The organism is Streptomyces sp. SP17BM10, assembly GCF_036322405.1.
GTDB lineage: Bacteria > Actinomycetota > Actinomycetes > Streptomycetales > Streptomycetaceae > Kitasatospora.
Genome location: NZ_JAQYXB010000531.1, coordinates 45,729 through 60,326 on the forward strand (window position 1 = coordinate 45,729; position 14,598 = coordinate 60,326).

Sequence of the window (14,598 nt, forward strand, 5' to 3'; positions counted from 1 at the left end):
CCCCTGCGGGCCCGGTGTGCGGCAGACTGCCGGAGTGACCGTCCTGCTGTGGATCGCGGCGTCCTCCCTGCTGGTCTGGCTCTGGCTGGCGTGCTGCCACGGGTCGTTCTGGCGCACCGACGTGCGGCTCCCGCCGCGCCGGCCCCCGGCGCGCTGGCCACAGGCGGCCGTCGTGGTGCCGGCCCGGGACGAGGCGCGGGTGCTGCCGGTCAGCCTGCCGACGCTGCTGGCGCAGAAGTACCCGGGGCGGGCGCGGGTGATCCTGGTCGACGACCACAGCTCCGACGGCACCGGCGCCCTGGCCGCGGAGCTGCGGACCATGGACGGCCTGGAGCTGACCGTCACCACCCCTCCCCCGCTGCCGCCCGGCTGGACGGGCAAGCTGTGGGCGCTGCGGCACGGCGTCGAGCTGGCCGGCCCGGACGCGGAGTACCTGCTCCTGACGGACGCCGACATCGCGCACGGCCCGGACTCGCTCGCCGAACTGGTGGCCGCGGCCGAGAGCAACGGGCTGGACCTCGTGTCCCAGATGGCCCGGCTGCGGGTCGAGACCGGCTGGGAGCGGCTCATCGTGCCCGCGTTCGTGTACTTCTTCGCCCAGCTGTACCCGTTCCGCCGGAGCAACCGCCCCGGCGGACGGACGGCGGCCGCGGCGGGCGGCTGCTCGCTGGTGCGGCGGGAGGCGCTGGAACGGGCGGGCGGCGTGGCCGCCATCCGGGGCGCGGTGATCGACGACGTGTCGCTGGCCCGCGCGGTGAAGGCCACCGGCGGGCGGACGTGGCTCGGCCTCGCCGGGGAGGTGGACAGCGTCCGCCCGTACCCGCGGCTGGAACAGCTGTGGCGGATGGTCTCGCGCAGCGCGTACGCCCAGCTGCGGCACTCGCCGCTGCTGCTGCTCGGGACGGTGCTCGGACTGGCGCTGGTGTACCTGGTCCCGCCGGTGGCGGCGGTGACCGGGCTGCTCGCGGGCGCCCCGGCGATCGCCGTGGCGGGCGGGGCGGCGTGGGGGCTGATGGCCGGCACGTACCTGCCGATGGTCCGGTACTACGGGCAGCCGGCTCCGGCCGTGCTGCTGCTTCCGTTCACGGCGGCCCTGTACTTGCTGATGACGGTGGACTCGGCCGTCCAGCACTGGCGCGGGCGGGGCGCGGCCTGGAAGGGCCGGACGTACTCGCAGCAGGCCTGACGTCGCCGGGCGGGCGGCTGCCTGTGGCCCGGGACTGCCGTCCGTGGCCGGCTCTGCGGTTGATCGCGCGGCTGACGCGGCTGATTCCGCGCGCGACCGGGTGTCGCGGATCCATACTGCTCGGATGGACCGTCAACGGCTCTCCCGTCTCGCCCATGCCCGCCACCCCGTCGCCGCGCCGCTCGCGGACGAGTCGGTGACCCGCCTGCTGGAGCGCGCCACCGGGCACACCGAGGCCGGCCGGATGCTGGACCTCGGCTGCGGGGAGGGCACCTGGCTGGTCCGGGCGCTGGCCGCGCGCCCGCGGTGGCGGGCGGTCGGGGTCGACCTCGACGCGGCCGCGCTGACCCGGGCCCGCGAGACGGCGACCGCGCTCGGCGTGGTGCGCCGGATCGGCCTCCATCACGTCGACGCAAGGGAGTTCGGCTCGGTGGAGCCGTTCGACCTGGTCCTGAACGTCGGTGCGACGCACGCCTTCGGCGGGCTGCTGCCGACCCTGGCCGCCGTTCGCGAGCAACTGGCCCCAGGCGGGCGGGTGTTGATCGGCGAGGCGTTCTGGGAGCGCGAGCCGTCCCGGGCCGCGCTGGAGGGGCTCGGCGCGGACCGGGACGACTACACGGACCTGGCGACCACCACCGACCGCCTGGCCGCCGACGGCTGGACCCCGGTGGACGGGCACGTCAGCAGCCAACAGGAGTGGGATGCCTACGAGTTCTCGTGGACGGGCACGCTCGCCGAGTGGGCGCTCGACCACCCCGACGACCCCGACGCGGCCGCCGCCCGCGAGGCGGCCGACCGGCACCGGGCCGAATGGCTGCACGGCTACCGGGGCACGCTCGGCTTCGTCACCTACCTGCTACGGCGCACCTGAACCCGCCTGCCACTTGCCTCACTTCTGGGTACGCGCGAGGAAGTCGTCGATCAGCGGGGCGATTTCGGGCAGCTTCTCCTCCAGGGCGAAGTGCCCGGTGTCGAGGACGTGCAGCTCGGCGCCGGGGAGGTCGCGCAGGTAGGCGCGGGCGCCGGCCTCGGTGAAGAACGGGTCGTTGCGCCCCCAGACGATCAGCGTGGGCGGCTGGTTGGCGCGCAGCCACTCCTGCCAGTCCGGGTAGAGCTCGACGTTGGAGTGGTAGTCCAGGGCGAGTTCGACCTGGATGTCCTTGCGGCCCGGCTGGTCGAGGAAGTGCTGGTCGAGCGTCCACCCGTCGGGAGCGACCAGGGTCGGATCGCCGGTGCCGCCCTCGTACTGGCTTCGGGTGACCTCCAGGGTGAGGATCGCGCGGGCCCGCTCGGCGGCGCCCTCGACGCCGTGCCGGTTGGCGATGAACTCCCTTGCCTGGTCGGAGAGTCCCTCCTCGTAGGCGTTGCCGTTCTGGACGACCAGGCCGGTGATCCACTCGGGCCGGCGGGTCGCCAGGCGCATGCCGACGGGGGCGCCGAAGTCGAAGACGTACAGCGCGAAGCGGTCGAGGCCGAGCGCGAGGCAGAACCGCTCGACGACGTCGGCGAGGGTGTCGAAGCGGTAGTGGAAGGCGTCGGGCGCGGGGCTGTCGCTGTGGCCGAAGCCGGGGTAGTCGGGGGCGATCAGGCGGTAGCGGAGGCCGAGCGCGTCGAACAGACGGGCGTACTGGTGCGACGCGGACGGGAAGCCGTGCAGCAGCAGGAGGACGGGGGCGTCGGCCGGGCCGGTTTCGCGGTAGAAGACGCGCAGACCGTCGAGATCGACGTGGCGGTGGTGGACGTGCGGGATCGTCAGCTCGCTCATGCTAACCATTAAACAGCATCTTGACGGTTAGGAGGAGGGGTCGCGCTCACTGGCCCCACGTCACCGGCCCGGCGGGAGAAGGGTTTCAGTGCTTGCGGCGCTGCTCCTGCTGGACGAGGTGGTCCAGCACCTCGGGCATCGCGTCGACGCCGCCGGCCTTGCTCGGCGAGGTGCGGTACTCGCCCTGGACGACCACCGTGGGCAGCTCGTTGACGCCGTAGCGGACGAACTGCGCGGCCGCGTCGTCGACCGACCGGGCCACATCGGCGGAGCGGTAGGCGTCGCGGAACTGCCGCGGGTCCACGCCGTGGCGCGCGGCCCAGTCGGTGGCGGCGACCTCGGTGGTGAGGTCGGCCTTGTCGTTGTGCACCGAGCGGAACGCGCTCACCTGCAGGCGCTCGACCAGGCCGAGGCGCTCCAGCGTGTAGTACAGGCGGGCGTGGCCGCGCTGTGCGGCTTCGTCCGGACCGCCCTGCCAGATCGCGGGGACCCGCCGCAGGGCGACGTCCGAGCGGTGCTTGTCCGACCAGGCCTGGAGCGGCTGTTCGAGCTGCTGCGAGTGACCGCAGTCGTACCAGAAGAACTCGACCGCCTCGGTGCGGGCGGCCTCGCGCACCGGCTGCGGGTGGTCGAGCTTCACGTACTGGACGCCCTCGGCGGGCTCGCGGTGGACGGCCGCGCCGGCCTGGACGGGCGACGCGGCGATCCCGGCGGCGACGGCGAGCAGGACGGTGGACCTCAGCAGCGCCTTCGACTTCGGGGGCTTGACGGGCCTGACGGGCTTGACGGACTCGACGGGCTTCGCCGACGCCTCGGGCTTCTCGGGCTTCTCGGGCTTCGCAGGAATCACACCGGGCAGTGTGGCCGTGATGGTTCGTTACCGGCGAGTCGTCGCAGTGCAGGTGGGGCCGGATTCGCCCGATCGGCGTAGCGGAGCGGATGGATGGTGACGCGGGCTGCGGGGGGGTGGGGGGGAGACGGCGGACAACTAACAGATGACAGATAACAGATGTTGAAATCTGTCATCTGTCATCTGTTCGCCGTCACCCGTCTCGCCCGCTCCCGGCTCTCCGCCCACACCTCGGCGACCAGCCGCTGCCAGGCGTCCACGACCGCGCCGAGCTCGAAGTGCGCCAGGGCGTGCTCGCGGGCCGCCGCGCCGAGGCCCGCCCGGTTGCAGGCCAGCACCTTGGCCAGCGCCTCCGCGAGGGCGAGCGGATCCCCCGGGGCGACCAGCGCGCCGGTCGCCCCGTCCCGGACCACCTCCCGCACCCAGCCCACGTCCGTCGCCACCGCCGGCACCCCGGCCAGCGCCGCCTCGATGAGCGCGCCGGGCACGCCCTCGCTGTCGCTCGTCAGCAGCACCGCGTCGGCGGCCCGGTAGAGCGGGACGGGGTCGGGCAGCGCGCCGAGGAAGTGGGCCCGGGCGGCGGCCGGGTGCCGGGCCAAAACCTCCCGCAGCGGGCCGTCCCCCGCGACGGCGAGCCGGACGTCCGGCAACCGGTCGAGCACGTCGAGCGCGAGGTCGAGCCGCTTCTCGGGGGCGATCGCGCCGATCCACGCCACCAGCAGGACGTCCGCGGGCAGCCCGAGCGCGCGCCGGGCGGCCCGCCGCTCGTCCCTCCCCTCCGCGGGCGGATAGCTCTCGGCCGCACGGGAGTTGGGGATCACCCGCACCTTGCCGTCGGGTAGCCGGAAGTGCTCCTCCAGAACGGTCCTGGCCTCGTCGGTGAGCGTGGTGACGGCCGCCGCCCGGTGCAGGAGGGTGCTGCCGCGCAGCCGGCGCAGCGCCGTCCCCGTCCAGTAGCGGGGGTGGCCGACGGACACGTAGACGAACGGCGTGCGGGTCCCGGCCAGGGCGAGGGCGCAGGCGGCGAGGGTGTCGGAGCCGTGGGCGAGGACGACGTCGGCGGCGCGCGCGGCGGAGCGCAGGGCCAGCAGCGTGGACGGACGCAGCCGGCCCGGGCCGAGGACGGTCGCGGTGCGCGCGCCGGGGGCGTCAGGCGCGAAGGGCGGGTACTGCGGGTGCTGCGGGTGCTGCGCGTGCTGCGGGGGGAACGAGGGGAGCGACGGGAGCGAGGACGTGGACGGCGCCCCCGGACGGGCCGGCGCCAAGGGCTCGTGGGCCGCGCTCGACGCCTGCGGGCGCCCACCGGGCGGTATCTCCCCCGCCCCGGGGCCGTGGTCCGGCGCGCCGTCCGCCCGGCGCTCGACCCGCTGCCCGGACCTCCCACCCGGGCGGGAGCGGGTACCGGGGTTCGGCGCGAGGGCCATCAGGGCGGAGGACTGGCCCCGACGGCGCATCTCGTAGTGGAGGTCCCGGGCGAAGTTCTGGGCGCCGCTGCGGCGCGAATCGCTGATCAGGTGCAGGATGCGGGGACGGGTTTCGGCCGGGTCGGCCGACGAATCGCACGTGTCGTCGGGCATGGCACCGACCTTGGCACAGCGTCACGCGCGCGACAGCCCCTTCGCACCACCCGGTGGTGGTCCGTGCGCCCGCGCTGATACTCCCGGCGTGCGCTGGCAGCCCGCCGTCGTGCGCCGGATGCGACCGCTGTGCGCCCCGGGTTCGCCCCGGTGGTCGGCCCGGCGTTCACCCCACCGTCCCGCCCCGGCAAACGCCGTGTGGCCGCAGTGGAGCGCCGTGTGGCGTTCCCCTGGCGCGTAATTCCTGGCGGGTCGCGCGGGCCACCTGCGATGCTGATCGGCAGTCAGGGCGCCTCCGGCACGGGAGAACGGAGGCGCCCGGTGAAGGGCGGGGGTGGCCTGTGCACGTGCTTCAGGTGATCGACGACGTCAGCCGGCTCGGCGCGGCCGGACGGTCCCTGCTCGCGATGACGCCCCGACTGGTGCGCGCGGGCGTCAGTTTGGACGTCGCCTACCTCCACGACGCGCCCGGCGGCTGTCAGGCCGAGCTCACCGGGGCGGGTGCCGCCGTGTTCGCCGTCGGCCGCCCGGGCCGAACCGCCACCGCGGCCGCGCTGCACCGGCTGATCCGCGAGCGCCGTCCCGACCTCGTCCACACCACCCGCCACGCCGGGGACCGACGCTCCGACCTGCTCGCCCGCGCCGCCGCCCTCGCCGCCAGGACGCCGGTGGTCACCAGCCTGGCCGATCCGCCGCCCGGCGCGGCGGGGGCCGCCGGGCGCGGCCCGTCCCAGGCGCTGGACGCCGCGACCGCCCGGGGCACCCGCCGCTTCCACGCCCTCACCCGGTACGTCGCGGCGACGACGGCGCAACACCTCCGCGTGCCCCGCCGACGGATCGACGTCGTCCCGCGCGGACGCGACCCGGAACTTCTCGGCACCGCGACTCCCGAGCGCCGGGCCACCGTGCGTGAGGCGCTGGGTCTGCCCGGGGACGTGCCCGTCGTACTCGCCGCCGCCGGCCAGTACCACCACAAGGGCCTGGACGTGCTGCTCCACGCCTGGCCCGCGATCCGCCGCGCGGAGCCGGCGGCCGTCCTGCTGCTCGCGGGCGCCGACGGCCCGGAGACGGCGCTGTTGCGCGCGCTCGCCGACGCCACCGACGCCGGTGACGTCCGGTTCCTCGGGGCACGCGCGGACGTCGCCGACCTGATGGCCGCCGCCGACGCGGTCGCGGTGCCCGCCCGGCGGGACGGTCAGGGCGGTGCGGCGATCGAGGCGATGGGCGTCGGCACGCCGCTGGTCTGCACGGACCTGCCCGGCCTGCGCGAGACCGTCGGCTCCGAGGACTACGCCCGGCTCGTCCCGCCGGAGCGGCCCGCCGACCTCGCGGCGGCGATCGCCGACACCCTCGCGCACCGGTCGGCCGCCCGCTCGCGGGCGACGGCGGCCCGGGCACGCTTCCTCACCTCGTTCACACTGCACCAAGTGTCTTCCCAGATGGTCGAGTTCTACGAACGCTCCCTGCGCGTGCGACCGGCGTGAGGGACGACGGAACGCGGAGCACGAGCGCGCGGATCCGGATCACCGGGGCCCGGACGGCGCCGGCCGCGCCGGATCGGCCCGTACGCGGAGCGCCCGCGCGCCGACCGCGTACGGCCCGCTCCCGCCCACGGCCCGTTACGCGGTTCGGGTGAACGCGGTTGGACCTCGACCCCGAACGGTCGGCAGGATGTCCGGCCGGGGCGCCTCCGGGTACCCCATCTCCCCCTCCCCCGTATGGATTTGGAGTACCCGGTGTTCAAGGGATTCCGCAGCTTCCTGCTGCGCGGAAACGTGGTGGACCTCGCGGTCGGCATCGTGATCGGCGCGGCCTTCACCGCCGTCGTCACCGGGTTCGTCACCGCATTCCTCACCCCGCTCATCGGGGTCGCGACCGGCGCCGTCGGCGACTTCACCCAGAAGACCTTCGAGGTCGCGGGCACCCGCTTCCCGTACGGCGTCTTCGTCAACGCGCTGATCGGCTTCGTCCTGATCGCCGCCGTCATCTACTTCGTCGTGGTGGTCCCGGTCGGCAAGCTGCAGGCCCGGTTCGAGGCCGCCCAGCCGGCGCCGGCCGCCAAGGTCGACTGCCCGGAGTGCCTGAGCGCGATCCCGGCCGCGGCGCGGCGCTGCTCGTTCTGCACCTCCGAGGTCGCCGGCCACCCCGGGCTCCCGGCGCAGGCCCAGGCGCTGCAGTCGCATTGACGGGGCCTTTATCCCCGAAACATTCACGAGCCCCCGCCGGACCGTCGGCGGGGGCTCGGACGCGCCCGCGCACGCCCCGTCCGTAAAAGTTTCTCCGCCAGGCCCACCGGCCTTCACCGGCCAGTCACCACAAGGCCGCGCGAGCCGTGCGTCCGGGCGGTGTTCGACCGCTGACGGGGTGTCGAAGTTGTCCGGAACTGAACGCCAGTATGTCCGTTCTTACTACTTTCGAAACCTTTGTGCGAGCGAAGACTGTGTAAACACTCGAACTGCTCCCCCTCCCGCTCTCCTCAGCAGGCGCATTGTGGGCTTACCGTATGCCCCATGACCTCGCCCCGCTCCTACGACGGAGTCGGCTACCCCTCTCCGTCCTTCTCCTCCGGCACGCCGATTTACGACAGCCTTGTCGCCGAACGCGGTGTCCCGCAGATCGCCCCCATCAACGTGCCGGCCGCCCTGCCGCCGGCCCTGTCGTCCGGGTACGGATCAGGCCTCGGCCCGTCCTACGACAACCGGTACGGCGCCGGCTACGAGAGCGCCGCCTCCCACCTCCCCGCCCTGCCGCCGGCCCGCCTCGCCCTCGGCCCCGGCCCGAGCAGCGCCCCCTCCGCCGGGCCCGCCACGGCGTACATCCCGGCGCAGTCCGCGCCGGCGTACGCCTCCGCGCCCCAGCCGACCGTCCCCGGCTACGGCGGCCCCCAGGCGTACCAGCGGCCGCAGCCGCCGGCGCCCGGTTTCGCCCAGACCGCGAGCGGCGGTTACCAGCCGTCCGGCGGCCAGAGCTTCGGCGGCCAGAACACCTTCGTCGGTGGCCAGGGCGGCCAGCAGACGTTCGGTGCCCAGCCGATCGGCGGCCCGGGCGCGTTCGGCCCCGGCCAGCCGGGCCAGCAGCACGGCGGCCCGCAGAGCTTCGGCGGCCAGCAGTCGTTCAACGGCTCCGGCCAGACCGGCCCCGGCTTCCCCGGCCAGGACCAGTCGTTCGGCGGCGCGCAGCTGCGCCCGGCCATGGCCCCGGTCGCGCCGGTGCGCCCGATGCAGCCGCAGCGCCCGGGCCCGTACGGCGAGCCCGGCCAGTTCCAGCAGAACGGCTACCAGCCGCAGGGCCAGGGCTACTGAGCCACTGACCTCCCAGGGCCGATCCCCCCACGCGGCCCGAACCCGCACCACCTGAGTACCACCCGGCGCCCCCTGAACGCCGGGCGAACGGAGAAACGGGTCATCCACGGACCGCCCGGAACGCCCCCCACGGCGTCCGGGCGGTCCGTGCGCGTTCAGGCCGGTGCGCGGTCAAGGAGGCGTACGGACCGGGCACGCGGAAGGGGCGCACCAGGAGGCGCACACGCGGACACCCGGGCGCGTCCTGGGAGGTGCGCGCACGCACGGGGGGCGTCCGACCGGAGCGATCGCGGCTGGCAGGATGGGGGGATGCAGCTCTCCGGACTCCACGTCTACCCCGTCAAGTCCATGTACCGCGTGAGCCCCGACAGCGTCTCCGTCGAACCCTGGGGCCTCGCCGGAGACCGCCGCTGGATGCTCGCCGACCCCACTGGGCGCTTCGTCAGCCAGCGCGAGAACCCCGCCCTCGCCCGGATCCGCACCGGCCTCGGCCCGGACGGCGCGCTCACCCTCACCTCCCCAGGCGGCGACCGGATCGAGATCGCCGCCCCCGCCGTCACCGCCGGCGACCCGCTCGCCGAGGTCGAGGTCTGGGGCACCCGCTTCCGCGCCGCCGAGGCACCCAAGGAGGCGCACGAGTGGATCGCCGAACACCTCGGCGAGTACCGCCTGGTGCACCTGGACGACCCGCACGCCCGGCCCGTCGACCCGGAGTACGGCGAGCCCGGCGACACCGTCTCGATGGCCGACGGGTACCCGCTGCTGCTCACCACCACCGCCTCCCTCGCCCGCCTCAACGAACTCGTCGCCGCCGCGCACCCCGACGGACACGAGACGCTGCCGATGGAACGTTTCCGCCCCAACGTCGTGGTCGACGGCAGCGAGCCGTGGGCCGAGGACGGCTGGCGCCGGATCCGGATCGGCGAACTGACCTTCCGGGTCGTCAAGCCCTGCGGCCGCTGCGTCGTCACCACCACCGACCAGGAGACCGGCGAGCGCCGCGGCGCCGAACCGCTGCGCACCCTCGCCAAGCACCACCGGCTGCGCAAGCAGGCCGCGTTCGGCATGAACCTCATCCCCGAGCGCCCGGCCACCGTCACCGACCATGTCACCGGCGAGGTCACCGGCCACGTCACCGGCGACGTCCTCGGCGTGCTGCGGCTCGGCGACGAGGTCGAGGTCCTGGAGGACGGCCGGCAGTGGTCGGTCGACTCCCGCGCCTGAGCGGAGCACGGCCGCACGCGCTCCCGCGCACACCACGCGTCCCACCGCCCCCACCGCCCCCACCGCCCCCACCGCCCCCACCGCACAACTCCCGCTCCGGAACCAGGAGTGTGTGCGCTCGTTGAAACCGGTGGGCGGAACATGTGGTGAAGACGGGATCCGCCGGTGCCCGCACGATCGCGGGCACCGGCCGGAGCACCCCCGCGGGCGCGCTACGGTGGGCGGACGGCCCGCGCACCCCCGCGCGCACGGCCCGATGATCGCCGGCTCGACGAAGGTGGGGACGACAGACCGTCATGGCTGAGCACAGGGTCCGGGTCACCCAGGACAGCGCATCCCGCTGGCGGCGCCGCGCCGGCGAGTACGACACGCTCGCGGAGGCCCTCGCCGCCGCCGAACCGGGCGACACCGTGACCGTCCGCCCCGGCACCTTCCACGAGAACGTGCTCCTCGACAAGCCCGTGACGATCGTTCCGGCGCAGGGCCCCGGCACCGTCCGCATCGACCCGCCGTCCGGCGTGCCGCTCACCGTCACCGCCGCGGCCACCGTCCGCGACCTCGTCGTCGAGGGCGGCGACAGCTCCGTGCCCGCCGTCCTCGTCACCGGCGCCCAGGCCACGCCCTCCTTCAGCGGCTGCCGCGTGGAGAGCCGCTCCGCCAGCGGGTTCGAGATCACCGGCGGCGCCCGCCCCACCCTGCGCGGCTGCGTCGTCACCAACCCCGGCGGCCTCGGACTGCGGCTGCGCGGCGAAGGCACCGCCGCCGCGTTCGAGGACTGCGAGGTCGCCACCGCCGCCCAGGCCGGACTCGCCGTCCTCGGCGGTGCCACCGCCGCCCTCGAACGCTGCCGCGTCCACCACACCGCCGGCGCGGGCGTCCTGCTCTCCGACCCCGGCAGCGCCGCCGAACTGACCGGCTGCGAGATCTACGAGATCCGCGGCAGCGGCGTCCAGGCCGAGGCCCAGGCCGGCGGTCGGCTCGTCGACTGCGAGATCCACCGCGTCACCGGCAACGGTCTGACGCTCGACGGCGAGGCCGAACTCACCCTCACCGGCTGCCGCGTGCACGACCTGCCCGAGAACGGCGCCGACCTGCGCGGCCGCGCCCGGCTCACCCTCTCCCACAGCACCGTGCGCGACTTCGGGCGCGGCGCGCTCTCCGTCTGGGACCAGGGCACCGAGGCCGTCGCCGAGTCCAGCCAGATCCACGGCTCCACCGGCGAGTACCCGGCGCTGTGGGTCAGCGACGGCGCCCGGCTCACCCTCACCGACTGCGCCCTGCACGACCTGCCCGACGCCCTGTTCGTCCTCGACCGCGACTCCGCCGCCACCGCCGACCGCTGCTCGTTCAGCCGGATCCGCAGCTCGGCGGTCTCCGTCAGCGGCGGCGCCGAGATCACGCTGACCGCCTGCCGGGTCCAGGAGGCCGGCACCGGACTGTGGTTCCGCGACCACGGCAGCGGCGGCGTCCTCACCGACTGCGAGATCTCCGATGTCGCCACCGGCGTCATCGTCACCAAGGGCGCCGACCCGGTGCTGCGCGACTGCACCGTCCGCGCCAGCACCGACGCCGGCGTGTACGTCTCGGCCCAGGGGCGCGGCACTTTCGAGGACTGCCGGGTCTCGCACGGCAAGGGCTTCGGCTTCCACATCATCGACGGCTGTCGCAGCCAACTCCTGCGCTGCCGGGCCGAACAGAACGAACGGGCGGGCTTCGAGTTCTCCGAACCGGGCCCGGTCGCCGAGGGCTGCACCTCCGACGACGTCGGGCCGGCAGCCGGCACGGCGCCGGGGTCCGGGGCCGGGTCCGCTTTCGGATCCGCCTTCGGGTCCGCTCTCGGGACGGCGGCCGGTACAACGGACGTACCCGCGCCGCGCTCCGCCCAACTGACGTCCGCCGTAACGGCGTTGGCCCTCCCCACCGCCATGCCCGAGATCGCGCCCATCCCCGACTGCCGGCCCGCCGACGAGGCCCTCGCCGAACTCGACTCGCTCGTCGGCCTCGCCACCGTGAAGCAGGAGGTGCGCACCCTCATCGACCTGATCTCGGTCGGCCGGCGCCGCCGCCAGGCCGGCCTCAAGGCCCCCTCCCTGCGCCGGCACCTCGCCTTCACCGGCGCCCCCGGCACCGGCAAGACCACCGTCGCCCGCCTCTACGGCGAGATCCTCGCCTCCCTCGGCGTGCTCCAGCGCGGGCACCTCGTCGAGGTCGCCCGCGTCGACCTCGTCGGCGAACACATCGGCTCCACCGCGATCCGCACCGCCGCCGCCTTCGACCGCGCTCGCGGCGGTGTCCTCTTCATCGACGAGGCGTACGCGCTCGCCCCCGAGGACGGCGCCCGCGACTTCGGCCGGGAGGCGATCGATACCCTGGTCAAGCTCATGGAGGACCACCGGGACGAGGTCGTCGTCATCGTCGCCGGCTACACCGCAGAGATGGAACGCTTCCTCTCCGCCAACCCCGGTGTCTCGTCCCGCTTCTCACGGACCATCAGTTTCCCAGATTATTCGGCGGACGAACTCCTCGAAATCGCCCGCGCGCAGTGCGCCGAGCACGAATACGCCCTCACCGAGGCCACTGAGGACGCGCTGCTGCGCCACTTCGCCACGATCGAGCGCGGCCCCAACTTCGGCAACGGGCGCACGGCCCGGCAGGTCTTCGAGACGATGGTCGAACGGCACGCGATGCGCGTCGCCCAGCTCGCCGATCCGTCGACCGAGGAACTCCAGATCCTCGTCCCGGCCGATCTTCCGGCGGCCCGCGTTTTCTGACATCACGTCACATTCGTTGGCTCCTGTACGTGATACCACCGGACGGCACGGAGGTCGGCGACGGCGGGCACGTACGGGGTGGCGAGCCTCCAGTGAGGCGGGATCCCAACAGGTCTCGCTCCACCTCGCGAACACCGCCCAGGCCGCGCCCCCGACCGCGACCAAGGCGCCGGCGCCGGCGCCGGACACCCTCACCTCGGCCGGCCGGAACGCCCATTTCCTCGAGTGACGGTAGCGGCGGGAAGGAACTCGCCGACCGCACGGGCCCGTTGGGGGTTGCATGAGCATGCTTCTGACGGGCGCGGCTGGTGGGTTGCTGTTACCGACCGGCCTGGTGGTCCTGTTCTTCCTCGGCGCCGTGGTGCGGAAGCTGAGAGCCCATCCGGCGGAGGGCCGTGTGCGGGGCGCGGGCGCGACGGCGACCGAGGAACTGCACGCGCTGCTCTACCCGGGCAAGCGTGTGCAGTTGGCGCAGCGGCGCATCGAGCTGGTGCTGCGGGACGACGAGCACGACGGCGCTCCGAAGCAGACCGCGATCGACCTCTCCGGCGGGCGCGCGGTGATCCGGCGGGGCGGGGGCCCAGCGGGGTGGCGGGGAGCGGCTCCCCCACGTGACGGGCGACGACCGACGACTGACAGATAACAGATTTCGAAATCTGTTATCTGTCAGCTGTCATCTGTTCGCCCTACCCCGTCACCCCGTCCAGGCCCCGCCCGCGAGGAACGACTCCAGGACGGCCCGGTACGGCGCGATGTCGATCCGCTCTCCGGCCAGCCAGTCGTCGGAGTAGTACTTGTCCAGGTAGCGGTCGCCCGGGTCACAGATCAGGGTGACGACGCTGCCGTGCCGGCCGGCCTCCCGCATCTCGGCGACGATCTTCAGCGCGCCCCACAGTCCCGTCCCGGTGGAGGCGCCCGCCTTCTTCCCGAGCACCTGCTCCAGCACCCGCACCGCTGCGATCGACGCCGCGTCCGGCACCTTCATCATCCGGTCGATCGCGCCGGGCACGAAGCTGGGCTCCATCCGGGGCCGCCCGATGCCCTCGATCCGCGACCCGCTCGCGCACACCGCGTCCGGGTCGTGGTCCACCCAGCCGTCGAAGAAGCAGGAGTTCTCCGGGTCCGCGACGCAGATCCGGGTGTCGTACTGCATGTAGTGGACGTAGCGGGCGATGGTCGCCGAGGTGCCGCCCGTCCCGGCCGTCGCGACGATCCAGGCCGGCTCCGGGTGCGGCTCCAGCTGAAGCTGGGCGAAGACCGACTCGGCGATGTTGTTGTTGCCCCGCCAGTCGGTGGCGCGCTCGGCGTACGTGAACTGGTCCATGTAGTGGCCGCCGGTCTCCTCGGCGAGCCGCGCGGACGCCTCGTACACCTCGTCCGAGCGCTCCACCAGATGGCACTCGCCGCCGTGGAACTCGATCAGGTCGATCTTGGCCTGGCTGGTGCTCTTGGCCATCACCGCGATGAACGGCACCCCGACGAGCTGCGCGAAGTACGCCTCGGACACGGCCGTGGAACCGCTGGACGCCTCGATCACCGGCTTGCCCGGGCGGATCCACCCGTTGCAGAGCCCGTAGAGGAAGAGCGAGCGGGCGAGGCGGTGCTTGAGTGAGCCGGTCGGGTGGGTGGACTCGTCCTTGAGGTACAGGTCGATCCCCCACTGCGCCGGCAGCGGGAAGCGCAACAGGTGGGTGTCGGCGGACCGGTTGGCGTCGGCCTGGACCTTGCGCACCGCTTCCTTGAGCCAGACCCGGTAGTCCGCGTCGGAGCGGTCGACGTCGACGGTCGGCTCGATGCCGCGTCCGCCGCCCGGCGCGATGCCCGGTTCGGCGCCCAGCTCGGTGCTCATGGTCACTCTCCTCGTCTTGACCCCCCACTGCTCACTACGAGTGTATGAGAGTCACGATAAGTAACCATTTCCGG

The 14,598-nt window shown here is 73.9% G+C and carries 12 protein-coding genes; 8 read left to right on the forward strand and 4 right to left on the reverse strand.

Annotated elements, in window-relative coordinates; translation table 11 throughout:
- Positions 1 to 34: 34 nt before the first annotated feature.
- On the forward strand, positions 35 to 1,186 hold the full coding sequence (locus tag PUR71_RS11700) for a glycosyltransferase (protein ID WP_329926794.1): 1,152 nt from the start codon (positions 35 to 37) through the stop codon (positions 1,184 to 1,186).
- A gap of 124 nt (positions 1,187 to 1,310) precedes the next feature.
- Positions 1,311 to 2,057: an SAM-dependent methyltransferase gene (locus PUR71_RS11705; protein WP_329926796.1), complete on the forward strand. Its 747-nt coding sequence runs from the start codon at positions 1,311 to 1,313 to the stop codon at positions 2,055 to 2,057.
- An 18-nt stretch (positions 2,058 to 2,075) separates the two neighbouring features.
- Here PUR71_RS11705 and PUR71_RS11710 read toward each other — a convergent pair whose 3' ends face one another.
- The 3 genes from PUR71_RS11710 to PUR71_RS11720 all read right to left on the reverse strand — a co-directional run bounded on the left by PUR71_RS11710 (position 2,076) and on the right by PUR71_RS11720 (position 5,378).
- Positions 2,076 to 2,951, reverse strand: a complete 876-nt coding sequence (locus PUR71_RS11710; protein ID WP_329926797.1) for an alpha/beta fold hydrolase — start codon at positions 2,949 to 2,951, stop codon at positions 2,076 to 2,078.
- Positions 2,952 to 3,036: 85 nt separating this feature from the next.
- Entirely contained in the window at positions 3,037 to 3,801 is a 765-nt protein-coding gene (locus PUR71_RS11715; protein WP_329926798.1) for a thiol:disulfide interchange protein DsbA/DsbL, read from the reverse strand.
- Positions 3,802 to 3,980: 179 nt separating this feature from the next.
- Complete coding sequence (locus PUR71_RS11720) at positions 3,981 to 5,378, reverse strand: glycosyltransferase family 4 protein (protein WP_329926800.1); 1,398 nt, start codon at positions 5,376 to 5,378, stop codon at positions 3,981 to 3,983.
- 341 nt (positions 5,379 to 5,719) lie between these two features.
- Here PUR71_RS11720 and PUR71_RS11725 point away from each other — a divergent pair, with 341 nt between their 5' ends.
- The 6 genes from PUR71_RS11725 (at position 5,720) to PUR71_RS11750 (ending at position 13,318) form a co-directional block, all read left to right on the forward strand.
- Complete coding sequence (locus tag PUR71_RS11725) at positions 5,720 to 6,862, forward strand: glycosyltransferase family 4 protein (protein WP_329926802.1); 1,143 nt, start codon at positions 5,720 to 5,722, stop codon at positions 6,860 to 6,862.
- Positions 6,863 to 7,114: 252 nt separating this feature from the next.
- A complete protein-coding gene (gene mscL, locus PUR71_RS11730; protein WP_329926804.1) occupies positions 7,115 to 7,564 on the forward strand; it encodes a large conductance mechanosensitive channel protein MscL in 450 nt (149 codons plus the stop codon).
- Positions 7,565 to 7,888: 324 nt separating this feature from the next.
- A complete protein-coding gene (locus PUR71_RS41260) occupies positions 7,889 to 8,680 on the forward strand; it encodes a DUF6643 family protein (RefSeq protein ID WP_443077425.1) in 792 nt (263 codons plus the stop codon).
- 309 nt (positions 8,681 to 8,989) lie between these two features.
- Positions 8,990 to 9,904 carry an MOSC domain-containing protein gene (locus PUR71_RS11740; RefSeq protein WP_329926806.1) on the forward strand — a complete coding sequence of 305 codons (915 nt, stop codon included), beginning with the start codon at positions 8,990 to 8,992 and terminating at the stop codon, positions 9,902 to 9,904.
- A gap of 296 nt (positions 9,905 to 10,200) precedes the next feature.
- Positions 10,201 to 12,675 (forward strand): right-handed parallel beta-helix repeat-containing protein, encoded by a 2,475-nt coding sequence (locus PUR71_RS11745; protein WP_329926808.1) that lies wholly within the window; start codon positions 10,201 to 10,203, stop codon positions 12,673 to 12,675.
- A gap of 280 nt (positions 12,676 to 12,955) precedes the next feature.
- The gene (locus PUR71_RS11750) at positions 12,956 to 13,318 is read left to right on the forward strand and encodes a DUF6191 domain-containing protein (RefSeq protein ID WP_329926809.1); all 363 of its coding nucleotides are present in this window, start codon (positions 12,956 to 12,958) and stop codon (positions 13,316 to 13,318) included.
- A 51-nt stretch (positions 13,319 to 13,369) separates the two neighbouring features.
- On the opposite strand, the gene PUR71_RS11755 is transcribed toward PUR71_RS11750, so the two are convergent.
- Positions 13,370 to 14,524: a PLP-dependent cysteine synthase family protein gene (locus PUR71_RS11755; protein WP_329926811.1), complete on the reverse strand. Its 1,155-nt coding sequence runs from the start codon at positions 14,522 to 14,524 to the stop codon at positions 13,370 to 13,372.
- Between the last annotated feature and the right edge of the window lie 74 nt (positions 14,525 to 14,598).

What these genes read in the sequence shown, in the direction of transcription:
- PUR71_RS11705 (WP_329926796.1), top strand. Translation starts at nt 1,311, where the DNA reads ATGGACCGTCAACGGCTCTCCCGTCTCGCCCATGCCCGCCACCCCGTC.
- PUR71_RS11710 (WP_329926797.1), bottom strand. Translation starts at nt 2,951, where the DNA reads ATGAGCGAGCTGACGATCCCGCACGTCCACCACCGCCACGTCGATCTC.
- PUR71_RS11720 (WP_329926800.1), bottom strand. Translation starts at nt 5,378, where the DNA reads ATGCCCGACGACACGTGCGATTCGTCGGCCGACCCGGCCGAAACCCGT.
- PUR71_RS41260 (WP_443077425.1), top strand. Translation starts at nt 7,889, where the DNA reads ATGACCTCGCCCCGCTCCTACGACGGAGTCGGCTACCCCTCTCCGTCC.
- PUR71_RS11740 (WP_329926806.1), top strand. Translation starts at nt 8,990, where the DNA reads ATGCAGCTCTCCGGACTCCACGTCTACCCCGTCAAGTCCATGTACCGC.
- PUR71_RS11745 (WP_329926808.1), top strand. Translation starts at nt 10,201, where the DNA reads ATGGCTGAGCACAGGGTCCGGGTCACCCAGGACAGCGCATCCCGCTGG.
- PUR71_RS11750 (WP_329926809.1), top strand. Translation starts at nt 12,956, where the DNA reads ATGAGCATGCTTCTGACGGGCGCGGCTGGTGGGTTGCTGTTACCGACC.
- PUR71_RS11755 (WP_329926811.1), bottom strand. Translation starts at nt 14,524, where the DNA reads ATGAGCACCGAGCTGGGCGCCGAACCGGGCATCGCGCCGGGCGGCGGA.